General features: G+C 58.4%; 25 protein-coding genes and 3 pseudogenes. 10 read left to right on the top strand and 18 right to left on the bottom strand.

Annotation, left to right across the window (positions count from 1 at the left end; genetic code table 11):
- Window positions 1–108 precede the first annotated feature (108 nt).
- From ACA052_RS18290 to ACA052_RS18265, 6 genes are all read right to left on the bottom strand, one after another.
- Window positions 109–645 carry a cupin gene (locus tag ACA052_RS18290; RefSeq protein WP_497646142.1) on the bottom strand — a complete coding sequence of 179 codons (537 nt, stop codon included), beginning with the start codon at window positions 643–645 and terminating at the stop codon, window positions 109–111.
- A gap of 332 nt (window positions 646–977) precedes the next feature.
- Entirely contained in the window at window positions 978–1,457 is a 480-nt protein-coding gene (locus ACA052_RS18285; RefSeq protein WP_497646141.1) for a phage infection protein, read from the bottom strand.
- Between the two features lie 187 nt (window positions 1,458–1,644).
- Window positions 1,645–2,337 carry an RES family NAD+ phosphorylase gene (locus ACA052_RS18280; protein WP_497646140.1) on the bottom strand — a complete coding sequence of 231 codons (693 nt, stop codon included), beginning with the start codon at window positions 2,335–2,337 and terminating at the stop codon, window positions 1,645–1,647.
- Window positions 2,331–2,735 (bottom strand): antitoxin Xre-like helix-turn-helix domain-containing protein, encoded by a 405-nt coding sequence (locus ACA052_RS18275; protein WP_497646139.1) that lies wholly within the window; start codon window positions 2,733–2,735, stop codon window positions 2,331–2,333. Before ACA052_RS18275 ends, ACA052_RS18280 begins: the two co-directional genes overlap by 7 nt.
- Window positions 2,736–2,849: 114 nt before the next feature.
- Window positions 2,850–3,521 (bottom strand): class I SAM-dependent methyltransferase, encoded by a 672-nt coding sequence (locus tag ACA052_RS18270; RefSeq protein WP_497646138.1) that lies wholly within the window; start codon window positions 3,519–3,521, stop codon window positions 2,850–2,852.
- Between the two features lie 123 nt (window positions 3,522–3,644).
- Window positions 3,645–4,643, bottom strand: a complete 999-nt coding sequence (locus tag ACA052_RS18265) for a bile acid:sodium symporter family protein (protein ID WP_497646137.1) — start codon at window positions 4,641–4,643, stop codon at window positions 3,645–3,647.
- Window positions 4,644–5,206: 563 nt separating this feature from the next.
- On the opposite strand from ACA052_RS18265, the gene ACA052_RS18260 reads away from it, so the two are divergent.
- Window positions 5,207–5,566 carry a DUF6124 family protein gene (locus ACA052_RS18260; protein ID WP_497646136.1) on the top strand — a complete coding sequence of 120 codons (360 nt, stop codon included), beginning with the start codon at window positions 5,207–5,209 and terminating at the stop codon, window positions 5,564–5,566.
- A 400-nt stretch (window positions 5,567–5,966) separates the two neighbouring features.
- On the opposite strand, the pseudogene ACA052_RS18255 reads toward ACA052_RS18260, so the two are convergent.
- A pseudogene (locus tag ACA052_RS18255) lies at window positions 5,967–6,089 on the bottom strand (GGDEF domain-containing protein); the annotation flags it as partial.
- A 69-nt stretch (window positions 6,090–6,158) separates the two neighbouring features.
- Between ACA052_RS18255 and ACA052_RS18250 the strand changes: the two are divergent.
- Window positions 6,159–6,638 carry a VOC family protein gene (locus ACA052_RS18250; RefSeq protein ID WP_497646135.1) on the top strand — a complete coding sequence of 160 codons (480 nt, stop codon included), beginning with the start codon at window positions 6,159–6,161 and terminating at the stop codon, window positions 6,636–6,638.
- On the opposite strand, the gene ACA052_RS18245 is transcribed toward ACA052_RS18250, so the two are convergent.
- Window positions 6,613–7,509, bottom strand: a complete 897-nt coding sequence (locus ACA052_RS18245) for a LysR substrate-binding domain-containing protein (RefSeq protein WP_497646134.1) — start codon at window positions 7,507–7,509, stop codon at window positions 6,613–6,615. The two genes, ACA052_RS18250 and ACA052_RS18245, sit on opposite strands and share 26 nt — an antisense overlap.
- Before the next feature lie 127 nt (window positions 7,510–7,636).
- Here ACA052_RS18245 and ACA052_RS18240 point away from each other — a divergent pair, with 127 nt between their 5' ends.
- The 4 genes from ACA052_RS18240 to ACA052_RS18225 all read left to right on the top strand — a co-directional run bounded on the left by ACA052_RS18240 (window position 7,637) and on the right by ACA052_RS18225 (window position 12,717).
- Window positions 7,637–8,980 carry an NAD(P)/FAD-dependent oxidoreductase gene (locus tag ACA052_RS18240; protein ID WP_497646133.1) on the top strand — a complete coding sequence of 448 codons (1,344 nt, stop codon included), beginning with the start codon at window positions 7,637–7,639 and terminating at the stop codon, window positions 8,978–8,980.
- 36 nt (window positions 8,981–9,016) lie between these two features.
- Window positions 9,017–10,672 carry an FAD-dependent oxidoreductase gene (locus ACA052_RS18235; RefSeq protein WP_497646132.1) on the top strand — a complete coding sequence of 552 codons (1,656 nt, stop codon included), beginning with the start codon at window positions 9,017–9,019 and terminating at the stop codon, window positions 10,670–10,672.
- A gap of 4 nt (window positions 10,673–10,676) precedes the next feature.
- Window positions 10,677–11,846 (top strand): NAD(P)/FAD-dependent oxidoreductase, encoded by a 1,170-nt coding sequence (locus ACA052_RS18230; protein ID WP_497646131.1) that lies wholly within the window; start codon window positions 10,677–10,679, stop codon window positions 11,844–11,846.
- 73 nt (window positions 11,847–11,919) lie between these two features.
- Window positions 11,920–12,717: a transporter substrate-binding domain-containing protein gene (locus ACA052_RS18225; RefSeq protein WP_497646130.1), complete on the top strand. Its 798-nt coding sequence runs from the start codon at window positions 11,920–11,922 to the stop codon at window positions 12,715–12,717.
- 30 nt (window positions 12,718–12,747) lie between these two features.
- Here the strand turns inward: ACA052_RS18225 and ACA052_RS18220 are convergent, their stop codons facing one another.
- Complete coding sequence (locus ACA052_RS18220) at window positions 12,748–13,200, bottom strand: hypothetical protein (protein ID WP_497646129.1); 453 nt, start codon at window positions 13,198–13,200, stop codon at window positions 12,748–12,750.
- Between the two features lie 234 nt (window positions 13,201–13,434).
- On the opposite strand from ACA052_RS18220, the gene ACA052_RS18215 reads away from it, so the two are divergent.
- Window positions 13,435–15,294 (top strand): ABC transporter ATP-binding protein, encoded by a 1,860-nt coding sequence (locus tag ACA052_RS18215; RefSeq protein ID WP_497646128.1) that lies wholly within the window; start codon window positions 13,435–13,437, stop codon window positions 15,292–15,294.
- 337 nt (window positions 15,295–15,631) lie between these two features.
- Here ACA052_RS18215 and ACA052_RS18210 read toward each other — a convergent pair whose 3' ends face one another.
- Both ACA052_RS18210 and ACA052_RS18205 read right to left on the bottom strand, forming a co-directional pair.
- Window positions 15,632–16,564 carry a GGDEF domain-containing protein gene (locus ACA052_RS18210; protein WP_497646127.1) on the bottom strand — a complete coding sequence of 311 codons (933 nt, stop codon included), beginning with the start codon at window positions 16,562–16,564 and terminating at the stop codon, window positions 15,632–15,634.
- A gap of 284 nt (window positions 16,565–16,848) precedes the next feature.
- Window positions 16,849–17,751 carry a LysR family transcriptional regulator gene (locus tag ACA052_RS18205; RefSeq protein ID WP_497646126.1) on the bottom strand — a complete coding sequence of 301 codons (903 nt, stop codon included), beginning with the start codon at window positions 17,749–17,751 and terminating at the stop codon, window positions 16,849–16,851.
- Between the two features lie 122 nt (window positions 17,752–17,873).
- Between ACA052_RS18205 and ACA052_RS18200 the strand changes: the two genes are divergently transcribed.
- Window positions 17,874–19,304 (top strand): aldehyde dehydrogenase family protein, encoded by a 1,431-nt coding sequence (locus ACA052_RS18200; protein ID WP_497646125.1) that lies wholly within the window; start codon window positions 17,874–17,876, stop codon window positions 19,302–19,304.
- A 148-nt stretch (window positions 19,305–19,452) separates the two neighbouring features.
- Here ACA052_RS18200 and ACA052_RS18195 read toward each other — a convergent pair whose 3' ends face one another.
- From ACA052_RS18195 to ACA052_RS18180, 4 genes are all read right to left on the bottom strand, one after another.
- Window positions 19,453–19,737 (bottom strand): autotransporter outer membrane beta-barrel domain-containing protein, encoded by a 285-nt coding sequence (locus tag ACA052_RS18195; RefSeq protein ID WP_497650355.1) that lies wholly within the window; start codon window positions 19,735–19,737, stop codon window positions 19,453–19,455.
- A gap of 215 nt (window positions 19,738–19,952) precedes the next feature.
- Complete coding sequence (locus ACA052_RS18190) at window positions 19,953–21,248, bottom strand: OprD family porin (protein WP_497646124.1); 1,296 nt, start codon at window positions 21,246–21,248, stop codon at window positions 19,953–19,955.
- Window positions 21,249–21,378: 130 nt separating this feature from the next.
- On the bottom strand, window positions 21,379–21,834 hold the full coding sequence (locus tag ACA052_RS18185) for a type II 3-dehydroquinate dehydratase (protein ID WP_497646123.1): 456 nt from the start codon (window positions 21,832–21,834) through the stop codon (window positions 21,379–21,381).
- Window positions 21,835–21,849: 15 nt separating this feature from the next.
- Window positions 21,850–23,205 (bottom strand): MFS transporter, encoded by a 1,356-nt coding sequence (locus ACA052_RS18180; protein ID WP_497646122.1) that lies wholly within the window; start codon window positions 23,203–23,205, stop codon window positions 21,850–21,852.
- 163 nt (window positions 23,206–23,368) lie between these two features.
- Here ACA052_RS18180 and ACA052_RS18175 point away from each other — a divergent pair, with 163 nt between their 5' ends.
- Window positions 23,369–24,253, top strand: coding sequence for a LysR family transcriptional regulator (locus ACA052_RS18175; protein ID WP_497646121.1), 885 nt, complete (start codon window positions 23,369–23,371; stop codon window positions 24,251–24,253).
- A gap of 76 nt (window positions 24,254–24,329) precedes the next feature.
- Here the strand turns inward: ACA052_RS18175 and ACA052_RS18170 are convergent.
- Window positions 24,330–24,557 (bottom strand): annotated as a pseudogene (locus ACA052_RS18170) (cupin domain-containing protein); the annotation flags it as partial.
- Between the two features lie 111 nt (window positions 24,558–24,668).
- Between ACA052_RS18170 and ACA052_RS18165 the strand changes: the two are divergent.
- Window positions 24,669–24,795, top strand: a pseudogene (locus ACA052_RS18165) (helix-turn-helix domain-containing protein); the annotation flags it as partial.
- Window positions 24,796–24,903: 108 nt separating this feature from the next.
- Here ACA052_RS18165 and ACA052_RS18160 read toward each other — a convergent pair.
- Window positions 24,904–25,734 (bottom strand): type 1 glutamine amidotransferase domain-containing protein, encoded by an 831-nt coding sequence (locus tag ACA052_RS18160; RefSeq protein WP_497646120.1) that lies wholly within the window; start codon window positions 25,732–25,734, stop codon window positions 24,904–24,906.
- Window positions 25,735–26,057: 323 nt separating this feature from the next.
- Window positions 26,058–26,951 (bottom strand): LysR family transcriptional regulator, encoded by an 894-nt coding sequence (locus ACA052_RS18155; protein ID WP_497646119.1) that lies wholly within the window; start codon window positions 26,949–26,951, stop codon window positions 26,058–26,060.
- Between the last annotated feature and the right edge of the window lie 48 nt (window positions 26,952–26,999).

Here is a 26,999-nt window from a genome sequence, read left to right as displayed (position 1 = left end):
AGTTTTTAAGAGAACTTCATTGAGTTGATGGTGACTATCGACGTCGGCGATGGTCGCTTCCGGACAATATCGATAACGCCCTCGCTCACGGGGGAGAGGGCAACATTTTCAAGGCTGACGTTGGCTGACCCAGTGCCGGGCCACCGCGCCATCCCCACCCTGAACCGGATCGCGGTCGGGAAATGGCAGCGTGTCGATGCTTGCCAGTTGCGCCGCGCTCGGCGCCTCGCGGCAAATATCGGCGTGCTGCCCGGGCGGATAGGCACCGACCACTAGAAAGTCGTCGCTGGAATCGAGGTTGCGGTGGCCGGTGCCCGCCGGCAGCAGCACCACATCGCCGGCACTGACCTCCACCACATGACCCTCTGGGCCACCCAGCATCAAACGCGCATGACCACAGGCGACGCCCAGTACCTCATGGCCTTCGGTGTGATAGTGGTGAAAGTCATAGACGCCATAACGCCATTGGGGCGGCCAGCCGTTGGCGTTGAACATGTTTTCGAACAGCGCCGCCGGGTCGCTGCCATGGACGGCAATCGCCTTGGGGTAAATCAGCACCGGCAGGCGCGGGTTATTGGGCACCCAACCGTTACGTTCGAGCAGCAGGGTTTGGGTGGGAGCCGTTTCGGTTTGCGAGCTGGCCATTGGAGGGCCTCCAGAGCGGGTTGACGCTAATTCCCGTTTGACCCAAAACCTCGGTGAAAAATTCGGGTCCATCTGCTTGAGTGGGCGTGATCTAATTTCTGCGCAGTAAAAGCCGGGCATGTCAGGCCGAGCGTTTTGTTCGTATTCAGGATCAAAAGATCGCAGCCTGCGGCAGCTCCTACAGAAGTGCGCATTCCCCCTGTAGGAGCTGCCGCAGGCTGCGATCTTGGCGCATGCTCGACCACCGCATGACGTCCGGTTTTTTGCAGGCATAAAAAAACCCGGCTGCTGTGGCCGGGTTTTTTCTTGAGTACCGCTTTAGAGCCATTCATTCATGCATTGCGGTTTTGGATCAGACGGTCAGAACCACCTTCAGCAACGCGGTTCTGGATCAGACGGTCGGAACCACCTTCAGCGACGCGGTTCTGGATCAGACGATCCGAACCACCTTCAGCAACGCGGTTCTGGATCAGACGGTCGGAACCACCTTCAGCGACGCGGTTCTGGATCAGACGATCCGAGCCACCTTCAGCAACGCGGTTCTGGATCAGACGATCCGAGCCACCTTCAGCAACGCGGTTCTGGATCAGACGATCCGAACCACCTTCAGCAACACGACTTTCGATCAGACGATCCGAACCACCTTCGGCAACGCGGCTCTCGATCAGACGATCCGAACCACCCTCAGCCACACGGCTTTCAATCAGACGATCCGAACCGCCTTCAGCGATGGCCTGGTGAGCAGGGGCTGCGGCGAAAGCGTTAGCTGCAAAAACCGAGAAAGCGATGCTGAGGAAGATTTGGCGTTTCATGATTGTGTGCTCCGGGGTGTTATTGGTTGGTATGGATGCGATGTTACGCCCCGGAGTTTTTAAGAGAACTTCATTGAGTTGATGGTGACTATCGACGTCAGCAATGGATGGACAAAGCTCCCTATTGCTTGGGTGATGGCAACCGGTCACGCCTCTACGGACAGCTTTTAGCCTACAAGGCGCCCCATCAAGCCTCGCTGATCTTGCTGACACTCGTCACCTGGCCATTCCAGATCATCTCGTAATGCGCCGCTTGAATAACCGATAAAACCGGCCTCGGCGTCATCAGCGCCCAGCAATAACTGCCCTGCATACGCACCGAGTGGTAACGAATACCGGGGCATCCAGCTTTTTTAACGGACTTCCCCAGCCGACGGGAATGCGTGTAATCGTCGGGATCATAGACAGGATCGGTCATCGGAATACCGGCAGCATCCCTCATCGCGACATCGACAAAAGAGCAGGACAGCCCCCGGAAAACGAACCGCTCATAGTTGAGGCTCGGAACATTCGACCAATACAGACTCTGGTGATGCCGCACCTCGGCGAGCGCCGTGTCCAAGGAGTCGGCCAGATACAACACCCCGAAACTGCCATCGCTGAACCGTGAACCCGCCGGGTTAACGTGGGTAAACGGTGCTGTCGCGTAGGAGCAGCCAGCAATGCCGAACGGAATTTCACTGCGTGGAATCAACTCAAGGTGACCCACTTCATTTTTCAGCCGGGGATTGGTCAGCGCTTGTATCTGGTACAGCACCTCAAATTCGTCCGCATCCGCGACGTCATCAAACAACGCTATCGGTGGAAACTTCGAATTGACCAGTCGGTAGGCTTGTAACGGCTCGCCAGCAAGTTCTGCCAGTTCGCTGAGCCTCACCATTGCGCGCCTCGCAGCACATCAATGCGCCGAAAGGTTTCATACAGCGAAATCATATCGCCCTGAGCCATGATCTCGAGCGGGCTGCGCCCGTTGAAAAACTCGTTGTCGTTAGCCATCGACGGGAAGCCGTAGACGTTTTCCGGATTGTCGAACACAAGGCGCAGCGCGGCATGGATGTTGAGCACAAAACTGATGCGCTGCATCTGGTCCGAGTCCAGCGCCACGGCCCACTCGGGATCGCGCTGCCGGGCGCGGGTGTAAGTGCTGCGGGAGATACGCAGGATGCGGCAAGCTTGTTCGCTGGACGCCGACCATTTTTCGAGGATGCCCACAGCGGCACGCAGGCCCGTTACGCACTGGCTCTTGGTAAACGCTTGTTCCTGAAGGGCGACTGCCATGTTCAGTACCTTATTTTGAATCTATGGACTCAAATGTAGGTAAAAAGAATCTGTAGAGCAAGTTTTCAGCGACCGATGGAGGTTGGAGATGCTTCGATGATTTTCCCTTTGGGACTAATCCGCTGCTCGCGCCACCATCAGCAACGACTGCGGCACAGAGCTTTGCGGATGCTGCGGTTCCTGCAGGCCCACCAACCGAAAACCGGCCATGTCCAGTGCGTTGAGCCAACTGGACAAGGTGCGGAAATACCATGGCATCGGTCGCCACTGCCCATTGAACCCGGCGAAGGTCTCTTCCCGCCAACCGTCCTGATAGTCACCCGCCGCCGCGCTCCACGGATGCAGCGTCTGAATCACCAGCGCGCCGCCGGGGGCGAGCAGGGCATTCATGGCTGCGAGTAGCGGGATGATGTCCTGATGCAACAGGGCAAAGTTCGCGCAGATCAGGTCGTAGTCGCGGCCGATGTCCACCTTCGCCTCCACCAGCGCTTCATAACTTGCCAAATGCACCTGTGAAGCGCCCGCCGCCCGCGCTGCCTCGACCAGCGTCGCATCGCCGTCCACGCCGACCACTTTGATGGCCCGGTCTTCCAGCGCACGCAGAAGCCAGCCCTCGCCGCAGCCGAGGTCGAGCACGCGTTCGGGCTGGCGTCCCAGCACCGCCAGCAGGATGGCCTGGTCAGTGACCCTTAGGCGACTTTCGATGGTGCCGGTGCGGATGGCTTCGATCCAGGATTGAGCGTTGTGGTGCCAGCTTTGGAGGAGGACGGATTCGGGGGCGGCCATTTCGATATCCGGCGTTGTGGGTTGGATGTAAGGATAGATCAGCCGTTACGTGCGCAGTGGCGAGGTACGCACAGGCGAGTTCGAAGCGGTGGAGTAGGAAGGCCCGTCACCCGGGCCCGGCCATCAAGGATCGACTTGCGCCATCAGTTCAGCCACCGATTCCTGGCGCTTGGCATAGCGCTGCGCGAGCACGGCACAGACCATCAGCTGAATTTGATGGAACAGCATCAGCGGCAGGATCAGCACGCCGATGGTACTGCCGGCGAACAGCACCTGGGCCATCGGCACACCGGTGGCCAGGCTTTTCTTCGAACCGCAGAACAGTATGGTGATCCGGTCCTCCTGACTGAAGCCAAACGCTTTGCCCAGCAGGGTAGCGGCCACTAGCACCAGCCCCAGTACCACGCAGCAGACGACGACCAACCCGGCCAGATCCCAGAGCGGAATCTGGTGCCAGATGCCTTCGATCACCGCTTCGCTGAACGCGCCGTAAACCACCAGCAGAATCGAGCCTTGATCGACGAACTTCAGCCAGCCCTTGTTGCGCGCAACCCAGGCGCCGATCCATTGCCGCGCGATCTGCCCGGCAATGAACGGCAGCAACAGCTGCACGCTGATTTTCAAAATCGCATCAAGCGTGGAGCTGCCTTCGCCATGCACGTCCAGCAGCAGGGTGACCAGCAACGGCGTGAGAAAAATCCCGAACAGACTGGATGCCGCCGCACTGCAAATCGCGGCTGGAATGTTTCCCCGTGCCAGCGAGGTAAAGGCAATCGCCGATTGCACCGTGGCGGGCAGCGCGCAGAGGTACAGCATGCCCATGTACAGATCGTTACCGATCAACGGCGACAGCAACGGCTTGAGCGCCAGGCCGAGTAGCGGGAACAGCACAAAGGTCAGGCTGAACACCAGCAAATGCAGGCGCCAGTGCCCGGCACCAGCGATGATCGACTCGCGCGACAGTTTGGCGCCATGCAGGAAGAACAGCAGGGCAATGGCAATGTTTGTCAGCCAGCCGAAGCCCACCGCCACCTGGCCGCTGGCGGGCAGCAAGCTGGCGATCAGGACCACGCCGATCAAGGCCAGGGTGAAGTTATCAGGTAAGAAGCGGGGGCGGGTCATCAGCATCATCCGGATTTGCCAGGAACGTGCTGACGACTCTAACGCGGCTGCGGATTGCCGACTAACGCTAATAAGCCAGTAGATGTCGCGTAACGGACATGGCGCGGGCATTTGCGCTTTAGCTGACAACGAATAGCTTCACTGCCTCATCTTTTCCTACGGCATTGCACCAGCGGTTGCGCGTCAATTAAACATCGCAGATGCGAGCTTGTTTAAACGTCCTCAAGCTTACGTCCTGAAAGCTACAAGACCTTGCGCCGTTGCCTACGGGTACGCCAGAATCGGCCGGCTTGTGCGCCTTGGGGCCACTCGGTAACTTGATTCGTGTCACTGCCCATCAGTGATCGGGTTTCGCAGCCCGGGTAATCTCTAGACGCACAACGTCTTCCGTTCGTGAGCAGATACTTCATTAGGTCTGTCACTCGTGTTATGGCGGCTGTGCGTGGGAGGCCTTCGGGTCTGCCGGGTTCCTAGAGTCCTGGTCTGCGAACCCGCGTACAGTTGCCACCTTATTTTCGTTTCGCAGCGAATGGTGGCGACTCCATCTCTCTAGGAGTTTCACCATGTTCAAAGTTACACCTAACCCGCCGGACACCGATCCGGTCTCCCCGTACGAACCCGACTCGAACAAACTCAACGAGGCCGCCGAGCGGGCTCTCGACTATCACTTCCCGTCGGCTGCCGACATCAAAGCCAAACCGCGTACACCCAGCACCTTGTTTACCGTGGACCCTGGTGTCACGACTGAAACGCTGGCGGTTTATTTGGTCGAGACGCTGGCCTCGGTCGATGTGATGGTCCACCACTTGGTGGACCTTCTCGATGGTGGGTCGCGCAATGCGCTGTTGGGCATCTCCAACAGCATCATGCTGGCGGAAATCACGGCTAATCGGATGTTGGATCAGATAGACCCCACTGAGTAAGTACGGGCCTTTGTGGCAAGGGAACGTTCCCTTGCCACGGAAACCATCTGCTTTTGAATCGAAGGCGCCAAGGCAACTTTCTATAAACCGGAGATTGGCCATCAAAACAGAGACTCGTGGACGTGAGGCTAATGCCGGCAGTTAAGAATTAGCAGGTAAAACACACTTATGTAGCAGCTGGCGAAGCCTGCGTCCGGCTGCGCAGCAGTCGTAGAACCTGAGTGCAGGGTTTACCTGAAACTCCGCATCGCCTGATTTTACGACTGCTGTGCAGCCGGACGCAGGCTTCGCCAGCTGCTACAGACCGTTTTACGGCTTAACTGATCGGCATTAGGACGTGAGGTCCATATTTCCCAGCCCCCCCCTTGGTCTGTGGCTTAGGGCTCCTGCACACATCGAATCAACGCGTGCGCAGCCGCTCGCCGCTCTCAAGCGTTCGATCCACCAGGCGAATGCTGTCGCGTCCACCGCGCTTGGATTCATACAACGCGCTGTCACCTTGCTCGATCAAGGTTTGTCTCGACTGCCGGCAGTTGACCGGTTGGCTGCGCAGCTAGAATCAATGCGTCAGTTTCCGATCTGGAGAACCAAAATGCTCAGCAAAAACACGATTTGTCTTTGTTTCGACGGCAACGCATTGGACGCGGCGACGTTCTACGCCGAGACGTTCCCGGACAGCGCCGTGGCCGCTGTGCATCGCGCACCGGGCGACTATCCGGCGGGCAAGCAGGGCGATGTCTTGACGGTCGAGTTCTCGGTAATGGGCATCCCTTGCCTCGGGCTGAATGCAGGGGCAGGGTTCAAACACAGCGAGGCTTTTTCGTTCCAGGTGGCGACCGACGACCAGGCCGAAACAGACCGCCTGTGGAACGCGATTGTTGGAAGCGGTGGCCAGGAAAGCGTCTGCGGCTGGTGCAAGGACAAGTGGGGCGTGTCGTGGCAGATCTCGCCACGCGTCCTGACCGACGCGATAACCAATCCTGATCAAGCGGTGGCCAAGCGTGCGTTCGACGCGATGATGACGATGGGCAAGATCGACATCGCGGCTATTGAGGCCGCGCTTGGGCGTTAGCCGACGTTTCGTGTTCCAGCCACTCCAGGAACTCGGAAAAACCGCTTGAGTGCTTCACCCGCTTCGGATACACCAGCGTGTACCGTCCGCCGGTGATGATGCTGCCAGCATGCACGCGCGTCAGTTGCTGGGTGAGCAACTCATCGCGGGCGAGAACGGCGTCGACGAGTGCGATGCCCTGGCCGCATTTCACGGCCACGATAGCGGATTCCAGCGTATCGAACGTCAGGTGGGCGTTATCCGGTCCGGTTGAGCCCGCGTAGTATTCTTCCCAGCGGCGCCAGTCCAGGCGATCCATGCTCGAGTCCACCAGCCGCGCAGTCTTGAGCACCTCGTGCGGGGTCGTCCCCTCGAGCAATGCCGGGGAGCACACCGGGATCAGTTCCTCTTCCCACAGTTCCAGCGCTTCGAAGTCGGGCCAGGTGGCGGTGCCGTACGCGATCATGGCGTCGATCGATTCAAACGCGAAGTCGGGAAAACGGTGATACACCGTGTCGACACTGACAGTCACTTGCGGATGCAGGCGATAAAACGCCGTAAGCCGTGGAATCAGCCAGCGCGCCGCCATGGTCGGATGCGCGCGCAGGCTGACGCTCCTACCCACGCTTGCCAGCATGTGCGACGCATCCGACAGCAGGCCGATGACCTGCTCCGCCACCGGTACCAGCGATCGGCCTTCGGCAGTGAGCACGATCTTGCGCGTGTGGCGTTCGAACAGACGGTGCTCCAGGCGCGCCTCCAGCTGCGCAACCTGCCGGCTCACCGCGCTCTGGCTGAGGTGGAGCTGCTCACCCGCCTGGCCAAAATTGCCCGTTTTCGCAACCGTCAGGAAAGCCTGCAAAAGCTCGATGGATGGCAGTTGGCGGCTCATGTGTCTATGCGCTCCTCGCATGGGATTAATGCAGATACATCACTGTCATTCCGAATGATCGGGGCACATTCTTAGCCCAAATCCCGACGCTGCGCTACGCGTCATTCTCAACCTGACGGTTCCCCTTATGAACTCTCCAGAAACGGCATTTGCCACGGCGTCGACGCCCCGGGACCTCCTGCCTCGTGAAGTTGACGTGGTGATCATCGGCGGTGGCCTGATGGGGTGTGCGTGCGCTTACTACCTTAGCAAAGCGGGGGCCAAGGTTCTTGTCCTCGAAAAAAGCGTCATTGCCGGGCAGCAATCGTCGCGGGCGTGGGGCTTTGTTCGCCAGCAATCCCGTGACGAGGCGGAAGTGCCGCTGATGCAGGCCAGCATCGAGATCTGGCGCTCGCTGGAACACGAACTCCAGACCGACCTGGGATGGCGCAACGACGGCTGTCTGTTCGTCGCGGGCAATGAGGCCGAACGTGACGGCTATGAATCGTGGCTGAGTGTCGCGCGCAGCTTTTCGGTGGATACCGTGATGCTTTCGCCGCGCGAGGTGGAAAAGAAACTGCCGGGTTACGCCGTCCCGCAACTCGGTGGCTTGTTTACCGCCAGCGACGGTCAAGCCGAGCCCACGCTGGTGGCGCGTGCCTTCGCGATGCGCGCCCGTGAATTGGGCGCACAGATCGTCGAACAGTGTGGTGCCAAGGGCATCGACGTCGCCGCCGGCCAGGTCGTGGGCGTTGAAACCGAGCGGGGCTACGTGAAGGCGAAAACCGTGGTGTGTGCCGCTGGCGTCACGACGTTCCGCTTGCTGAAGTCGCTCGGCATTGCCTTGCCGCAGCAGCTGGTCAGGGGCACGGTGGCGCGGACCACATCGGGGCCAACGCTGAGTGGCATTTCCACGATTGCCAACGGCGTAGGCTTCCGGCAACGGCGGGACGGCAGCTTCAACATCGCCGACGACGCGCATGTCGACGTCGATATGACGCTCGGCCATCTGCGCGCCCTCCATTGGTACGCGCCGTCGTTGTGGGCGCACCGTAAATCGTTTCGCTTCAACCTGAACGGCGCGTGCCTGACGGACCTGCGCCAGCGCATGCCGTGGTCGCAAGCGTCACGGCTAGGCGCGGGGATTCACGAGCGCAATCCGCTGACTCCACCGAATGACCACGGGCTGGTAACGGCGATGCGCGCACTCAAGGCCGCGTTCCCCGGGCAGGTGAGTACACAGATCGTCGACCGATGGGCGGGCGGTATCGATGTCTTGCCGGACGGCATTCCTGTCATCGACGCGCATACCTCGCCGCGTGGTTTGGCCGTCGCCACCGGGTTTTGCGGCCACGGCTTTGCCATGGGCCCCATCGTCGGCAAAACCCTGGCGAACTGGATCGACTCAGGCGATCCGGGACTGGACATGCACCAACTGCGTCTGTCGCGATTCGCCGAGGGCGACGTCAAGCCGCCGTCTTCGCTGTTCTAGTCGATATCCACACGTCTATCTCCCGAGGGAAACACGGTGACAAGACCTCTCGAACCAAACATCTACTACGATCCCGCGTCAGTGGCCGGTAAAGCACCGCCCATCAGCGACGAGACCGACATTCTCATCGTCGGCGCCGGCCCCGCAGGCCTCGCTGCCGCGTTGACCGCCGCTGGCCATGGCCTTCGCGTCACGCTGGTGGACGAAAATCCCGTCCCCCTCGACACCATGGGCGAGGAGGTGCCGCTGCATTTCGGTGGCCGCATGGGCGCTGCGGTCGCTAACCGCAACAGTGTGCTGCAAACCCTTCTCGACGCTCGCCCGGAGATCGCCGAGGCGCTAGAAGCGGGGGTCGATGTGCGGCTCGGCACGGCGGTCTGGGGCCTGTTTCCTCAACAACGCACCACGGCGTGGATCGAGGGTGCCGTCGCCGGCCTCGCCGATGACGAAAACGCCTGGCTGCTGCGCTTCAAGCAGGTGATCGTCGCCGCTGGAAGACGTGACATGGGCCTAGCCTTTGACGGTTGGCATCGCCCGGGCGTCATGGGTGTCAGCGCCGCGCATCGGCTGGCGACGGTGTACGAGGCGCTGGACTGCAAGCGTGCTGTGCTGGTCGGTAGCGACACGCAAGCACTCGCCACGGCCCATGCGCTGGTCAACCAGGGCGTGCACATTGCGGCAGTCATTGAGCAGGCCGCACAGGTCGGCGGCGATCCCGCGCTGCTCGCACGGCTGGTCGAGCAGGGCGCTCAGGTGTTGACCGGGCATGTGGTTCGCGAGGCGGCCGGGGATGCCTTCGGCGTCAAGCGCGTGATCTGCGCCGCTGTCGACACGGCGGGTCGCCCCGCTAGCCAGGCGTTGATCGAGATTGAATGCGACACCGTGCTGCTGGGCGTGGCGGCCATTCCCGCGATCGAACTGGTCGAGGCCGCAGGCTGCCGCACGTCATTCCAGGCCGACCGCGGCGGCCACGTCGCCGACGCGGACCTTGCGCAGCGCACGTCGTTGCCGTTCGTTCTGGTGGCGGGCGATTGCGCTGGCATCTGGGCCTCGAAAAGCCTCGATGACAGCATTTCCCGGCGCGAAGGGCGGATCGCCGCACACACCGCGCTTGCCGCGTTGGGTGTCGATATTGCTCAGGACGACACCGCGCCGATGCCCGACGCGCCTGTCTGCGATGTGGCCGCCAACCGTACGGCATGGGTGCGAGCGTCCACTGTCCACGCACAGAACGCACCCTTCGTTTGCCTGTGTGAAGAGGTGACGGCCAACGAAATCATGGCCCAACAGCCACCGCGTTATCTGGACTGGACACCCGCCAATGCCGCGCTGGAAAACGCGATGATTTCGTCGCAGCCCAACCCGGATGTCACGAAGCGCCTGACCCGGGCGTGCATGGGCCCGTGCCAGGGACGTCGTTGCCGCGAGCAGGTGGCTACTTTGCTGGGCATTAGCGCTGACGTGAGTGTCGACGCCATCGCGCTGGCCTCGTTTCGTCCGCCGGTCCGCCCGCTGTCACTGCGACAGATTGGACAGATCGAGGAAACGCCGCACATGCAAAACCGGTGGGATGCGTGGTTTGACATGCCGTCGCAATGGACGCCGTTCTGGCTGTGCACCGGGCAGCAAACCGTCGCCCAGCGCCCCAAAGACATCGCCGGTTGCACCAACCCGCCGCATAACGAGGGCTGACACCATGCAGGCAGTTACGAAATCGTCCAACCGTGCGTCCGTCGTCATCGTCGGTGGCGGCGTGACCGGATTGAGCGCCGCCTGGTGGCTGGCACGCGATGGCGTCGATGTGCTGGTCCTCGAAGCCAGCCTGATTGGTTGGGGCGCCTCGGGCCGTAACGGCGGCGGGTGCTCGCACCACCACAGTCCACTGTTTGTCGAAGAACAGCGGCTCTGGCCGATGATGGATGAATTACTCGGTTATCCGACCGAGTACCGCCCGGACCGCATCAGTATCGATCTCACCGAACACCAGGTTTCGCTCGACCAAAAAGTCGTGGACGAAGCCGCGCATTACGGATTGCGTGTCGACCTGCTCGACCCTCAGCAGGTTCGCGAAATCGTGCCCTTTGCAGGCGATAATGTGCTGGCGGGCTTCTACTACCATTTCGGCGGCCACGCCAATCCGCATCGCACCCTGCAGGCTTATGCGTGGGCGCTGCAAAATCTCGGCGGCCGCGTGCGCGAGCACACGCCCGTCGTCGGAATCGAACGCCAGGGCGGTCGCGTGACGGGCGTGCGCACGGCGCAAGGCCTGATCGCCTGCGACCACCTGGTGCTTGCCGCAGGCCCGCATACCGGTGAATTGGCGGCCCAGCTCGGCGTCGACATCCCGCTCGTTACCGCGCGCGCCGAGATGATCGTCACTGAACCGCTGCCGTTGATGGAAGTTGGCGGTGTGGATGGCAATGGGTTGTATGGCCGGCAAACCCTGCGCGGCAACCTGGCGTATGGCGGCGGCCCGCACGAATGGGTCGACCTCGCCGATCTGCACGACACCCGTGCGCAGTCGACACCGTTGCAATGCAATATCGCCAAACGGCTCGGCGAACTGTTCCCCAAAATCGCTCACAAACGGGTGATTCGCAGTTGGGCCGGGTTCATCGAAAACACCCCGGACGGTCGTCCCGTCATCGACCGTCCGGCCGAGCTGGATAACGTCACCGTCGCGACGATGTCCGGTGTCGGCTTCGGACTTTCGCCGGCGAGTGGTCATGCCATTCGCGATCTCGTCGTCGACGGCACGTGCAGTTTCGCCGACCTCTCGACCTTCTCGCTGTCCCGTTTTTCGGCACTCGAGACGGACTGGCAAGCGATCCAGGGATGGCTGCCATTGCCCGTCACCGGGGTGTAAAAAGACGATATTGAATCGATGCACGTAACAACTGTTCTGTTCGCAACCATCCTCCTGAAAAAAGGGATCGACCATGAAACGAATGCTCCGCAATTTGACTTTGCTGGCCTCTCTCGGCATGACGTTGTGTTCCTTCACGGCTCCGGCCAGCGCAGCGGCGGAAACGCTGCGCTTTGGTGTGGCCGCGGAGCCCTATCCGCCGTTTCTGGTCAAGACCCCCACCGGGCAATTCACCGGCTTCGAGCCTGACCTGATCCGGGCGCTCTGCGAGCAGCTGAAAGCCGAGTGCGAGATCAAGGAAGTGGCTTGGGACGGTATTATCCCAGCGCTGCTTTCCAACAAGTTCGACGTGCTCTTCAACTCAATGGGGATCAGCCCGGAACGGCAGAAAGTGATTGCCTTCTCGCGTCCCTACTATGAAACGACGGGGATTTTCGTTGCCGCGAAGGACGAGAAGCTGACACTGACCCCCGAGGGCCTGGCCGGTAAATCCATCGGTGTGCAGGGCTCGACCACCAATGCCGAGTTCATCCAGAGCGCTTACGGCAAGTCGTCGACCATTCGTATCTACACCACGCAGGACGACTGCAATGCCGATTTGCTGGCTGGCCGGATCGACGTCATGTTCCTCGACAAGCTCGGCGACATCGATTTCTTGAAGTCCCAGGACGGGTTGGCGTACGAGGAGAAAGGGATCGGCAGCGTTAAAATGGACCCCTTGCAATATGGTCTGGGCATAGGCGCGGGCCTGCGCAAGAGTGACACCGCACTCAAGGCGCGAATCGACCAGGCGCTCACGCAACTGCATGATTCGGGCAAGTACACGCAAATCTCGGAAAAGTACTTCCCGGTCGATCTCTGGCCACAATGAAACCTGGACCGCAGTGAACAGCACGGGAGGCTATTTCACCGAGCCTCCCTGCTTGATATCGCCGCAAAAAATATCGGCGTTGCCACTGTCCGGCGCACTGCGCACGACGATGGAGTACTCGCCGGCAAGCAGTTCCGGCAATGCCACAGGAGCGCTTCTTGAGAACGACCAGCCGCGTACGGCCTGGCGTTCGGTGGTGACGTGATCATTCATCGCAAAGGCAACTGGCCCGGGTTTCTCGCAACTGCCTTTGTTGATGAAGGAGTAGAGGCGCAAGGGCAGGGATGACCCGGCTGGAGCGCCACTGATGAAGAAGCTGAGCCCGGTTTGTTTGCCCCAGTCGGACAGCGCGACGTTGCCGATCTGGCCGGTGTTTTGTCGGGTGGCAACCAAAGTAACGTTCACGCCATGGTCTGATGAAGTGGTGCAGCCGAAGAGGCTTGCGCTGACCATTAGCGCGGTCATTGAATTTTTGAGGTTCATTGCCAAACTCCTGCGTTAAAGAACTGCAATGGGAGATTAGCGGGTATAGCTCATTAATCGCCGCTCTGGCGGTGCGTGTGCGAAATTCCATTGGTGCACGCAAAATTTTCAATATTGGCACTGTGTTCCTGCCCGAGCGACCTGCCAACAGCGCCATACCTCTAACTTCGCAAAACCCTCAAAGCAACCGTTCAATGGCAGAATCTCCTTCACTTGATCGTTTTGGAGACCACCATGCTTCGTGCATTTGAACGAAGGCTCGACCCCTTTCCTCCTGACGAGGTACCACCGCCACCCGATGGCTTGGCCCGGTTCCTGTGGGCCTGCACGCGCGGCGCCCGGGGTTACATCCTTTTGTTTGCGCTGCTCAGTGCCGGTGTGTCGATTTACGAAGCCTGGCTGTTTTCCTTCCTCGGGCAGGTCGTGGACCTGCTCTCGACGTGGCAGGCAGGCGGTGAGGCGGCTGTGCAGGAAAGTCGCGTGTTGTGGGGCATGGGCATTGTTATGGTGACCAGCGTCGGGCTGGTGGCTTTGCGCACCATGGTGCAGCACCAGATATTGGCGATCAATCTGCCATTGCGGCTGCGCTGGGACTTTCATCGCCTGATGCTGCGGCAAAGCCTTTCGTTTTTTTCCGATGAGTTTTCCGGTCGGGTCACTACCAAGGTGATGCAGACTGCGCTAGCCGTGCGCGACGTGCTATTCACCCTGATCGAGATCGCACCCGGGATCGGGGTGTACTTCATCGCGATCATCGCGCTGGCCGGCGGCTTCGCACTGAAACTGATGCTGCCTTTTGTTGGCTGGGTCGTGTTGTTCGGGCTGGCCATGCTGTACTTCGTGCCCCGCTTGGGGAAAGTCGGGCAGGAGCAGGCCAATGCGCGGTCGATGATGACCGGGCGTATCTCAGACGCCTACACCAACATCACGACGGTGAAGCTGTTCTCCCACTCCAATCGTGAAGCGCATTTCGCGCGTGCAGCGATGGAGGATTTCAAGCAAACCGGCTTTCGCCAGATGCGCCTGGTCAGCCAATTCGAGATCGTCAACCAGGCATTGGTGGTGGCGTTGATCATGGCCGCAGGTGGTTATGCCCTGTGGCTATGGCACCAGGGTGAGGTCGGCGCAGGTGCCGTGGCGGCAATCACCGCCATGGCGTTGCGTATCAATGGCATGTCGCACTGGATCATGTGGCAAATGACCTCGCTGTTCGAGAGCATCGGCACCGTACAGGATGGCATGGCGACGCTGACCCTGGGCGCCAAGGTGCAGGATGCGCCGGGTGCTGGCGCGCTGGTGACTTCCGGCGGCGCGGTAACCTTCGATAAGGTGAGCTTCAACTACAATGGCGAACGCCAGGTACTCGATGGCCTGAGCCTGAGCATCCGCCCGGGCGAAAAAATCGGCCTGGTTGGCCGCTCTGGCGCCGGAAAATCCACGCTGATCAACCTCCTGCTGCGCTTCTATGACGTCGACAGCGGGGTGATTTCTATCGACGGCCAAAACATCGCCCATGTGACGCAAGAAAGCTTGCGCGGCTCCATCGGCATGGTCACCCAGGATACCTCGCTGCTGCACCGTTCGATTCGCGATAACATCGCCTATGGCCGCCCCGATGCGACCGAAGCGCAAATCCGCAGCGCCGCGGCCAATGCCCAGGCCGATGAGTTCATCAGCCAACTGAGCGACCGGCAAGGGCATACTGGCTACGACACCCTTGTGGGTGAGCGTGGCATCAAGCTGTCGGGCGGCCAACGCCAACGCGTCGCGATTGCCCGGGTGATGCTCAAGAACGCCCCGATCCTGCTGCTTGACGAGGCCACCAGCGCTCTGGACTCGGAAGTCGAAGTGGCCATCCAGGAAAGCCTCGATGAAATGATGCAGGGAAAGACAGTGATTGCCATCGCCCATCGGCTGTCCACGATTGCGGCCATGGACCGGCTCATCGTCATGGATGACGGACGCATCATCGAACAGGGCACCCACACCGAATTGCTCGCCAGGAACGGCATCTATGCGCGGCTGTGGCAGCATCAAAGCGGCGGGTTCCTGGGTGAGGATAAGGGAGTGCTCGAGGCTTTGGATGAGGTGTGAGGGTGAAGGGTTCGCAGCAGGGGGGCTTTGAGCGGTGCAGTGGGGCGAGAGGGAAAAGTCACGATCGTAGTCAGTCGTCAAGGCTGCTCTGACCCCACGACACCGGAGCCGGGCACACGAAAATATCTGCGTAGATCAAAGGCATGTTTTTGGGTGGAGCGTACTCCGGGACTTTAGTAGTGCGAATGTATCTGTATAGTTTTTTTGGCGGTGCCGACTGGGCGCTTCTGGCCGATTGCTGCCTGTCGCAAACGGACCTAGGCGACCCACAAACAGACCTTTAGGGCGCTAGATGATGTTGAACAAAAGCTATTTTCTCCAGAATGTCGTACAGAACCTAAAGATTAAAAAACTGGTTTCTACCCCGTTCTTTAGCTATGTAGAGAGCTTTATCGGCTCGCGCCAGTAGTACGTTGTACGGGTGCAGTGGACCAAATGTATGTACTGAAAAACCAACGCTGATAGATAAGTAGCCTGTGCTGGAAGCGGAGTGCGGTATTCTCAAGTCTCGCACTAGTTGGCATAGAGTTCCGACGTGCCGAGCTGATTGGTCTTTCGTCATGCCGTTGGAAAGAACTACAAATTCTTCACCGCCATACCTGGCTGCAAAATCAGAACCTCGCTGAAAAGACTTATTCAAACTATCTGCGACACGTATTAATGCTTCGTCGCCAGCTTGATGTCCATAAATATCATTGAACGACTTGAAATTATCAACATCAATCATGGCAAGCGTCAATGAGTCGCTATTGCGGCATGCAATTTTACATTGAATTTCGAACTGTGTATCAAAAAAACGACGATTGAAAATGCCTGTCAGTCCATCTTTTATGGATAATTGTTCGAAGTGTGCTTTCATTTCCTCGAGGGACTGATGCTCGTCGCGAAGTTGCTGCTGTATTAACATGCGAGATGTTACATCTTTTTGTATGCCTAAAAAATTGGTTACGACACCATCTCCATCATGTATTGGGGATATGCTTAGCTCATTCCAAAACATCGTTCCATCCTTGCGGTAGTTGCGCAAGGTTACGAGGCAGTACTCACCTTTTTTAACGGCTTTGTGAATAATTTCAAGTTCAGGCTGTTCTTGATCGTTTTTTTGTAGGTATCGGCAGTTGATGTTAGTGATTTCTTCAAACGAGTAACCGGTCATGCGCTCAAAAGCAGGATTTACAAAAATCAGCGGATTGTCGTCAATACAATTATCGGAGATGGTGATGCCATCTCGCGAATCCATAACTGCCTGTTTAAGAATTTCAATCTTCATGCAAATTCCGTTAGGAGGGTTGAATGGAGGAGCGCTGTTTTAAAGCGTGTAACATCTAAATAGCACAGTTAATTAATATTGCTTGATGTATGAGTGTAGTCGTTGGAAAAATACAATGTTTGTATTTTATGCTTTAGATAGCCGTTGCGATTGATTTCGGTCAAAAGCGCCGCAGAAATGGTCCTGGCTGGCTAATTGCGTCAGAAATGTCGAAAGCGCCCTGTGCATGACCGCCGTAAAACCGAGACGAATGAACGCCGCAACGGTGTGCTGTCGCCCTTTTTTCAAAGCAGATTGGGCCGCAACTCGTGCACCAGATCAATCAGTGCGCGCAATCGTGCCGGCACGAAGCGATGGCCCGAGTAATAGAGCCTCAACCCGCCAAACGACGGGCACCACGGCCTCAACACCGGCACCAGGGCGCCGCTTGCCAATTCTTCCTGGATGAACCACTCGGAAATGAAACCGATGCCAAGGCCCAACAATACGGCCTGTTTGATGGCCAGCAATTCGTTGGAGGCGAAGCGCACCGGCAGATCCATCTGCACCTTCTGGCCATCGCGCTCCAATTCCCACTGGTAGAGGCCACCATGGGCCATGCGCATGCCGATGCTCCGGTGGGTGAGTAGATCTCGCGGATGCTCGGGCACGCCGTGGCGTTCGAGGTACTCGGGCGTTGCCACCACGAGCATCCGGATGTCACCTGACAGTGCCACGGCAATCATGTCTTGCGGCACAGACTCTGCCAGGCGAATCCCGGCGTCGAAGCCACCGGCGATGATGTCGACCATGCTTGATTCGCTGACGATGTCGATGCGCACTTCGGGATAGCGCTGAGCGTACTGCTTCAATAGTGGCTCCAGCAGCAGGTAGGCCGCGCCATGCGGTGCATTGATGCGCAATGTGCCGCTGGGTTCGTCGGGGCCGACGCTGGCCTCTTCGCCGGCACTTTGGATCTGTGCCAACGCAGGTGCGATGCGTGCCACATAGCGTTGCCCGATGTCGGTGAGGGCAACGCTGCGCGTGGAGCGATTGAACAGGCGCACTTTCAGGCGCGCTTCCAGGCCGGCCACCGCGCTGCTCACGGCGGTAGTGGACATGCCCAATTCCTGTGCCGCGCCGCGAAAACTGCTGCGGCGCGCAACGGCCAGAACCACTTCCAGCTCGGTCATTCCTGTTCGGTGCATGGTTTGTCCTGAATATAAGGATGCTTCATAAGCCAAAGGATGGCTTATCGGATTAATGAATCATTCTTAGACTTCATCACAGAGGCTCGATTCAGGCGAGTCATTTTGAACGAGGAATCGTCATGCAGCGCATTGAACACATCTACATCAACGGCGAGTTCGTCATTCCGCACGGTCAGGAATGGTTCGACCTCCATAACCCGAGCACCGAGGAAGTCATCGGTCAGGTTCGGCTAGGCGATGCACTGGACGCACAGCGTGCCATCGCCGCCGCCAAGGCTGCGTTCCCGGCCTGGGCTCGTACCAGTCGGGAGGAGCGCATTGCGGCACTGCAACGCATGCACAAGGCCATGGCGGCAAGGGAGGAAGAACTGCTCGAAGCCATCCTCGTGGAATATGGCGCGCCTGCGGTTCGCGGGCGCTGGATGGCGACTTTTCCGGTTGATGTGATTGCGCAAGCGATCGATGCACTGGAGGCGTTCGATTTCGAGGAACAGGTCGGCATGGCCAGGGTCATTCTGACACCCGTAGGCGTTACCGGTCTGATCACGCCCTGGAACAGCAATGCGGGCTTCATCTGCAACAAACTGGCCACCGCGCTGGCGGCAGGCTGCACCGCCGTCATCAAGCCCAGCGAGATGAGCGCGCTGCAGACGCAGGTCGTGGTCAGGGCGTTGCACGAAGCGGGGCTGCCACCGGGGGTATTCAATATCGTCAACGGAAGGGGCGATGTGGTTGGCGAGGAAATCGCCCGTCATCCCGATGTTGCCAAGATCTCGTTCACGGGGTCGTCCGCTGTCGGTCAGCATCTGGTAAGAACCGGCGCCGACACCATGAAGCGCGTGACGCTCGAACTGGGCGGCAAGTCGCCCACCGTGGTGCTTGACGATGCGGATTTCCAGGCAGTCATGCCGCTGGTGCTGCAAGCCGGATTTCTCAACAGCGGCCAGGCTTGCATCGCGGGCACTCGCATCCTCGTGCCGCGCAGCCGGCTGGCAGAGTTCGAGCGGATTGCGAAGGAGGGTGTCTCAAAGATCCAATCGGGCGATCCACGCAACGCCGACACCGACATCGGTCCGATGGTGAGCCAGAAACAATGGGAACGGGTGCAGCGCTACATCCGTATCGGCCAGGAAGAAGGTGCGAGGTTGTTGGCCGGTGGCGAAGGTCGCCCGGAAGGTTTACATGCCGGATGGTTCGTGAAGCCCACGATCTTTACTGATGCCAACAACCGGATGCGCATCGCGCGTGAGGAAATCTTCGGCCCCGTGCTGACGATCATCCCCTACGAGGATGACGCTGATGCGATCAGTATTGCCAACGATACGGACTATGGGCTGAGCGCCCTGGTGTTGGGAAAGAGCCACGAACGCTGTGTGAATATCGCTCTTCAGATCGATTCGGGACGTGTGGTCATCAACACCCTGGCCCACGAACCGCGTGCCCCCTTCGGTGGATTCAAGCATTCAGGCCTTGGGCGCGAAATGGGCAGGTGGGGGATGAGCGCGTATCTGGAGCCAAAGACATTGGTCACGTATGACCCGTTGAAATGACCAGGTCGGGTTCAGCAATCGACCGAGCTTTCAACCGGTCGATGCAACAGATTGGCTAAATCGTTCAGCGGGCCTTTGTCATTTTCAGATTCCATTCAGGGACGAGTTGCTACTCAGTCACTGAGAGGTCCGAAAAAGAGCATGGAGATTACCAACTCATCCTGATGCCTAGGTTACCGCTGAGTCCGTCCAGTTCGTTACTGTCCAGATTGGTGTTGTAGTCAGTTGCGAAATAGACACTGACGGTTGGGGATAATTTTGCGACCACGCCAACACCAAGATCCGCGGTGGAGGACTTGTGTTGGCTTTTGATCCTGTCGACACCGTTGTAGGTGACGGTGTCATAGCCGCCGAACGTATGCCAGGTGTTGGCCCGCAGAATATCGCTGCTTGTCGGGCGGAAAGATAACCAAGTCCTACTATAAGAAGGCAAAAGAAACCAAAGCAGAATGCGGAACGAGGGGCAAGGCTCAATTTGCGAAGCAACATGATTTGTCCAGTCATTATTTTTATGGGGAAACACCCGCATTCGGGCAGTCGTGACGCCGAGTCAACTGTAGGAGCGTTCGCGTGCAAAATAACAAAAGGGTACGCCACGACCCACCTACATTGCGGCAGATGAGTCGCAGCTTGTTCAAATAAGCAACCTTACAACAGCGATATCGGGTAGCTGATGAAGAGCCGGTTTTCGTCAAACTCGTTGGTGCTGAAGTTCTTCCGGATACTGGCGTTTCTCCATTTGACGCTCAGGTTTTTCAGGGCGCCAGACTGAACTACATAGGCCAGCTCCGATTCGCGACCCCATTCCTTGCCATCGGTGATAGCACCGGTGTGCACATTATCGCCACTGATGTAGCGGTTCATCATGGTCAGCCCCGGCACACCCAGTGCGACGAAGTTATAGTCATGGCGAACCTGCCAGGAATGTTCCTGCGCATTGTCGTAGCTGGAGTTGTAGCTGTCGTTCGCCAAGGTGCCGCCACTGGCACCGTTGACGCGCATCCACGCGGTATCGCCGGTGAGCTTTTGCAGGCCCACATAGAACGTGTTTCCCCCCAGTTTGGCGGAGAACAGGCCGAAGGCGGTCTTGTTGTCCAGGTCGCCGGCCAGGCTGGCGCCGTTTTCCTTACCGGTGAAAAAGCCCATGTTGGCGCCAAGTGTCCAGTCGCCCACGGGTTGGCTGTGGCTCAAGCTGAAGTATTGTTGCTGATAGATGTCCTTGAGCTCGTCGTACCAGGCACCCACCGTCGTGTGCTTGTCGTTGAAGGTGTATTCACCGCCACCAAAGTTGAATCGATCGGACGTGAACGCCGCTTTGCCGTTCATGGACATGTCTTCCATGCTGGCGTCATTGCGCGGGCTGTTCTGCCGGATTTGACCGCCGTACAACGTCAGCCCGCCGATTTCCTGGGAGGTGATCTGCGCACCTTGAAATGTCTGCGGCAGCGAGCGACCGTCATCCGAACGCAGAATCGGCAGGGTACTGACCCATTCGCCGACTTTCACCACCGTTTTCGAAACCTTGGCCTTGGCGGCAACCCCTAGTCGTCCAAAGTTGTCAGCAGGACGGCCATCATCGTGGATAGGTAGCAACTGCGTACCGCCAGTGCCTTTGCCGCCGTCGAGCTTTTGCGAGTAAAGCCCTAGGACATCAACGCCGAAACCTATCGGCCCTTGGGTGTAACCGGAGCGGGTATCAAGGATGAAATTTTGCGTCCATTCCTCGGCTTTGTTCTGTGGTGCGGCAGCATTAGGGTAGGCGGGATTGACGAAATTTCGATTGATGTAGGCGTTGCGCAGATTGAGTGTGGAGGTCGCACCCTCGATAAAACCGCTATTTTCATCGGCATTAGCGACGCTTGCCCAGGCGGCACTGAGCGCCAGGGTCAGGCCGATTAATTTGTAATGTGTGGGAACGTTACGGCGAAAATAGGTGTGGCGCATGGTGCTTTTCTCTCGGTGAATTATTGTTTTTTTCGGGAGTTTTCGAAGCCGGCACTGAATTTGAGGTGCAGGCGGCCCGGGCAACTATCTGCCGGCAGACCGCCGTGTCAGCGTCTGGTGAAAAGGGGTGTCAGGTGTTGGATGCCTCGCGACGCAACAGGTCGTCAATGGCCCTGATGGCCAGCGGATAACCGTCGGCGCCCATGCCGCAGATCACCGCATTGACCACGCTCGACATGATCGAGTGGCGATGCAGTTCGTCCCGTGCATGGATGTTCGACAGGTGCAGTTCAATCAGCGGTGCGTCGATCAGCTTCAGCGCATCCAGGACCGGAATCGAGTGAAACGAAAGGCCGGCCGGGTTGATGATCACTGCTGCGCCTTGCTCGAAGGCCTCTTGAATCCAGTCGACCATCACGCCTTCGTGGTTGGTCTGGCGAAAATCGCAGACCAGGTCAAGTTCCTCTGCCAGCCTTTCAGTGCGTTGCCGGATTTGTTCGAGCGTGGTGTGGCCGTAAATGTGCGGCTCACGACGACCCAGCAGGTTCAGGTTAGGGCCGTTGAGGATGAAGACGGTGCGGTTCATGGTCGTCCTGCTGCGTTATTTGGAAAGAAGGGCTGAAGCGCGAGTGTCGACTGCGTCGTCTTTGGCGACAGTATTGAGGTCGATACCACGGGTTTCCGGGCCGATGACGATCATTGCCAGCGAGATCAGGTTGATCACCGCGCACAGCGTCACCAGAGGCCACGGGGAGTTGTTCGACTGGCTCATCATCCACACGGCGATCATCGGCATAGGGCCGCCGATCACCAGGTTGGCACCGGTGTAGGCCAGTGCCGAGCCGGAGTAACGAACCTGGGTCGGGAATGATTCGGCGAAGGCTACCGGCTGAATGCCGCTCTGGAACTGGGTGAAGCCCAGGAACAGCCCCATGATTGCCATGATGGCGGGGACGTTCAGCGTGTTGAGGATCGGGAAGTAGACGAACAGGATCAGCAACGTCATGCATGAGCCCAGAGCCAGCGCCTTCTTGCGGCCCCAGCGATCCGACAGATAACCACCGGCCAGCGCACCGAAAATGGCGCAGACGTTAGCCACCATCAGCGACATGAAGCCGGTCGACTGGCTAAAGCCCAAGTGCTTGGTCAGGTAGCTGAGGGAGAAAATCACGATCAGGTAGAACAGCGCAGCGGGCGAGCAGAAAAACAGCATCAGGCGCAGGATGGTCTTGTAGTGGCTGCCGACAGCGGATTTGAGCGGGCTCTTTTCCTGCTTGACCGGGTTCTTTTTCAAGGCGACGAAGGCTGGGGTTTCATCGACTTTGAGGCGGATGAAGATCGCGACCACCACCAGTACGAAGCTCATGAGGAAAGGAATTCGCCAGCCAAAGCTTTCGAATTGCTCACTTGAAAGCGTCGCTGCCAAGCCCATCAGCACGCCGTTGGCCAATATCTGACTGAGCGGTGAGCACAAGCCGAGCATGCCGGAATACCGTCCGCGGCGATCGGGAGACGCGTGTTCCAGCGCCATCAGTTGTGCCCCGGTGGACTCACCGCCCAGCGCGAAGCCTTGAATGATCCGCAGCAACACCAGAAGGATCGGCGCCCAGATCCCCACCTGGCCGTAGGTGGGCAACAAACCCATCAATACCGAAGCCAGGCCCATCATGGTCACGGTGGCCAACATCAGGTTGCGCCGTCCAAGCTTGTCACCGAGGTAGCCACAGGTAATGGCGCCCAATGGACGCGCGGCCAGGCCAACGCCGAAAGTCGCCAGCGAAGCGAGCAGGCCGGCAGTGGGTTCCATCGCCGGGAAAAACAGCTTGGGCAAAATAGTCGCCGATACCGCGCCGTAGAGCGTGAAGTCGAACCATTCCAGGGCGGTGCCTATGGTTGCGGCGGTCACTGCTTTGCGAGGCATGCGCAAATCATGAGTCTCTTGACTGGTTGTGCTCATAGAGGTGCTCGTCTTTTTTTATGGTTATGGGGTACCCCTACGATCCAGCCCGGGCGATGGCGCCAGCAAAAACGTCGAAGTGAGTAGACGTTAACGCATCCTGCTTGCAGAATAATTATCGAAATCCAGATAAATAGATAAGCCAGCCTTATGAGTAGCCGTTATGGAACTGCGTCACCTGAAAGCCTTTGTAGTCGCCGCCGACCTGCAACACTTCAGCCGGGCCGCCGAGCAATTGGGCATTGCGCAACCGGCACTGAGCCAATTGATGCGAACCCTTGAGTCCGAATTGGGGTTGGCGCTGTTCCGGCGGGAAAACCGTGGGGTGGCGTTGACCGCTGCTGGCGAGGCATTTCTGCCCCATGCGCGGCAATCCATCGAGTCCAGCGAACTGGCGACTGCCGCTGCGCGGCGTGCCCGGCGTGGTGAAGTTGGCGAGATCAACATCGGCTATCACTCGGCGTTGTTCGAAGCCAATCTGCCGCAATTGCTGCGCCATTACTTCAGCACGTTTCCCGAGGTGAAAGTGTCGCTGGTGGATGCGGGTATCCGTACTCAGTTCGACATGTTGCTCGACCATAAGCTCGACCTGGCGTTTGCCCGGGTGTTCAAGGATCACTTGCCCGACCGCTTGCGCACCCATCATTTCAGCCAGTCCAAACTCGTCCTGCTGATTCCGGACAATCATGAGCTGGCGCAGAATTTCACCGGCGAGTTGGCAATGCTTCGGCACGAGAAGTTCGTTTTTTTACAGGACCCGACGGGTATAGGTTTGACATCGCATACGCTCCAGGCGTGTCGACAAAATCAGTTGCACCCACAGAACATCATGTACGTACCGTCGCTGATGAGCATTCCCGGATTGGTTGCAGCAGGAATCGGACTGAGCATCGTGCCTGAAACGATGACCCGGCTAACCATGCCAGGGATACGGATTGTACCGCTGGCTCAGCCGGAAATGGTCAGTGAGCTGTCGCTGATCTCAAGGATTGATGAGCGTTCAAGCGCGGTGTTGCACTTTATCGAAGAGGCTCAGGGTTGGGGATGATCTGAAGCGACGAAATGCAGTAGCAGATACTTAGTTGTGGTTCTGCACGTCGATTGGCGCCGGCGTGCCGAAATTGAGGTTCGCCTTCACACTGCGTCCAGCCACAGCCTGCGGTGACAATCAGCGTCTGGCCCAGCGGATGGGTATGCCAGGCGCTACGAGCACCGGGTTCAAAGGTGACGCTGACGATGGACGCTCGGGCGGGTTCAGGAGGGGTGTTGAGTGGGTCCATACGGACGGTGCCCGTGAAGTACGCTTCAGGGGCTTTTATCGATGGCTGCGAGCCTATGCGCTTGAGGATCATGATCCAGTCCTATTGATAAATGAACAGGAAAACGTGGGGCTTAATGCTCCGCATACACTCGATGCATGTCCTGGAGTAAAGCTACCCAGGGAAGCCAACCGATTTGGTGACATCGCTGCATTTGTCTGCGCCGTGAAGGCTGGAAGCTTCACCACAGCAGCGAGCTCTCTCGGTCTGACCCGATCGGCAGTGGGGAAGTATAGTTCGCCTGGAAAGCCGGATGGGCGCGCGGCTTCTTCGCATTCGTGGAAGGTCTTCCGACACACAAGCTTGCAGCGTGTCGGGATAGACGGTGGTGCTGGAGCCAAAGCAGATCGACTCGCAGCACCTAAACGACCGCCCAGGATTACTTCATTTTCGCCAGCATGGCCACGGCGACTGCCTTGGCCGACTGTGGGTTCTGGCCGGAAATGACTTCGCGGTCCTCGATCACGTTCTCGCTCCATGGCTTGGCTTCGGAGAAGTTAGCACCGGCTGCCGTCAGGCCATCCTGCGGGAACAGCTTCATCTGGCCGCCGCCGAGGAAACCTTTGGCCTGCTCCTCTTCCGCGTCGGTGAAGGCGGTGACTTTGTAGCCTTTGTAAATCCAATTGGCTGGCGCTGCCGGCTGTTTGCCCGATTCCAGCGCGGAGACAAAACCGTGCGCGTCGGGGATCGCCGACAACATGGCTATGGTGCCATGGCAGGTGAAGCCGGTGATCTTGCCTTTTTCATGGAAGTTGGTCAGTAGTTGGCCCAGTTGCTTGTCCTTCAGCAGATCCTGCATCGGGATATGGCCGCCAGGCACGAATACGGCATCGAACTTGTCGTAGCCGATTTTCTGAACCTGCGCGAAGCTGATTGCCGGCGAGCCGCTCTTCGAGGTCAGCTTCAGCGTGGCCAGCAGCGCGAGACTTTCCTGACGGGCCTTTTCATCGCCGCCCCAGAAGCTCACATCATTGGATTTCTGGTCCGCGGTTGGCGCCTTGCCGCTAGGGGTGGCAAATATGACGGTTTGACCCGCCGCGATGAAGGTCTGCACCGGTTGCATTAATTCGTTCAGGAAGAAACCTGTTTGCATGACCTTGCCGTCTTTCAGGTCCAGTTGAGCCTGATCCGACAGTACAACCAATACCGTGCCGGCGTTGGCATAGTTAGCGGCAGCGGCTAGCAGGGCGGCAATAATGGTTTTTTTCACGCGATTCTCCAGTAGGAATGGTTTGATGGAGCCATCTTATTACTAGAGCGGACGGCGATAGAGCCCCAGAATTGATTTTCACTTATTACATTGAGTAATCAAAAGTCGGGGATTGTATTGAGCGAAAGACCCAGCGCAACGTCGAGCCAATGGAGCGTTCTGAGCCGTAAAGTGAACCGTCCCCGATTTCCCGAACACAACTGAATGACGAGTTTGGCCAGTCGCTGCCTTTCGCGAAGGGCTGCAATCGAAAGCAGCTGTTGCGTTCACCGGTTGAATCCACAACCCATAGCAGACGTTGCCGCGCGTCGAATGCAGAAGGCTCAGCTTCTATATTTCAGCGCCTCCACCAATGCAGAAAAGGCGGGAGACGCCTGGCGTCTGTTGGGGTAATACAAATGGTAACCCTGAAACTCAGGGCACCAGTCGCCCAAGACTTCTTTGAGTCGGCCGTCGGCCAGATAGGGTGCTACCAATTCCTCTGGTACGTAGGCCAAGCCAACGCCATCAACGGCGGCATTGAGTACATGCATGATGCTGTTGAAAACAAGTTGTCCCTCTGCCTTGACGGTAAAAGCCTGGCCATTCCTTTCAAATTCCCATGCGTAGATCGCTCCTGATGGTCTGTGCCGGATATTCACGCAGTCATGCCCGGTCAACTCATGGGGGGTTGTTGGTGCCGGGTTGCGTTCGAAATATTCTGGAGAGCCCACCACCGCCAACCGCCAATCCGGCCCTATGCGAACGGCGATCATGTCTTTGCTGATCGATTCGCCCATGCGAATGCCAGCATCAAATCGCTCCTCGACCACATTGGTGAATCCATAGTCGACGTAGAACTCCAGTGTGATATCCGGGTAGCTCTTCAGGAAGCTTGCAAGCATCGGCCTAATGCACAACTCAATCTGATCATCAGTACAGGAAATACGAATCGTGCCACTGGGCTTGTCCCGCAGCTCGCCCAGCGCTTCAAGCTCGGCGGTGATCTGATCAAAAAGCGGGGCGATCGAGCGCATCAATCTCTCTCCGGCCTCTGTCGGCGACACATTACGTGTCGTGCGGGCCAGCAGTCGTATCCCCAGTCTTTGCTCAAGTGCCCGGATCGTATGACTCAGCGCAGAAGGAGTAATGCCCAGTTTGGCGGCGGCTTTCGTAAAGCTTTGATCGCGCGCCACCGCCAGAAAAGCTTGGAGATCGTTGACTTTGGTATGGGCCATTGCTGAGTTTTTCTCAAAACCACATGAAGATTACGCCTACTAATCAAG

It is taken from the genome of Pseudomonas sp. LBUM1644 (assembly GCF_059716195.1).
Note: the sequence above shows the minus strand (reverse complement) of the source record. Positions and strands in the feature narration are given on the sequence as shown.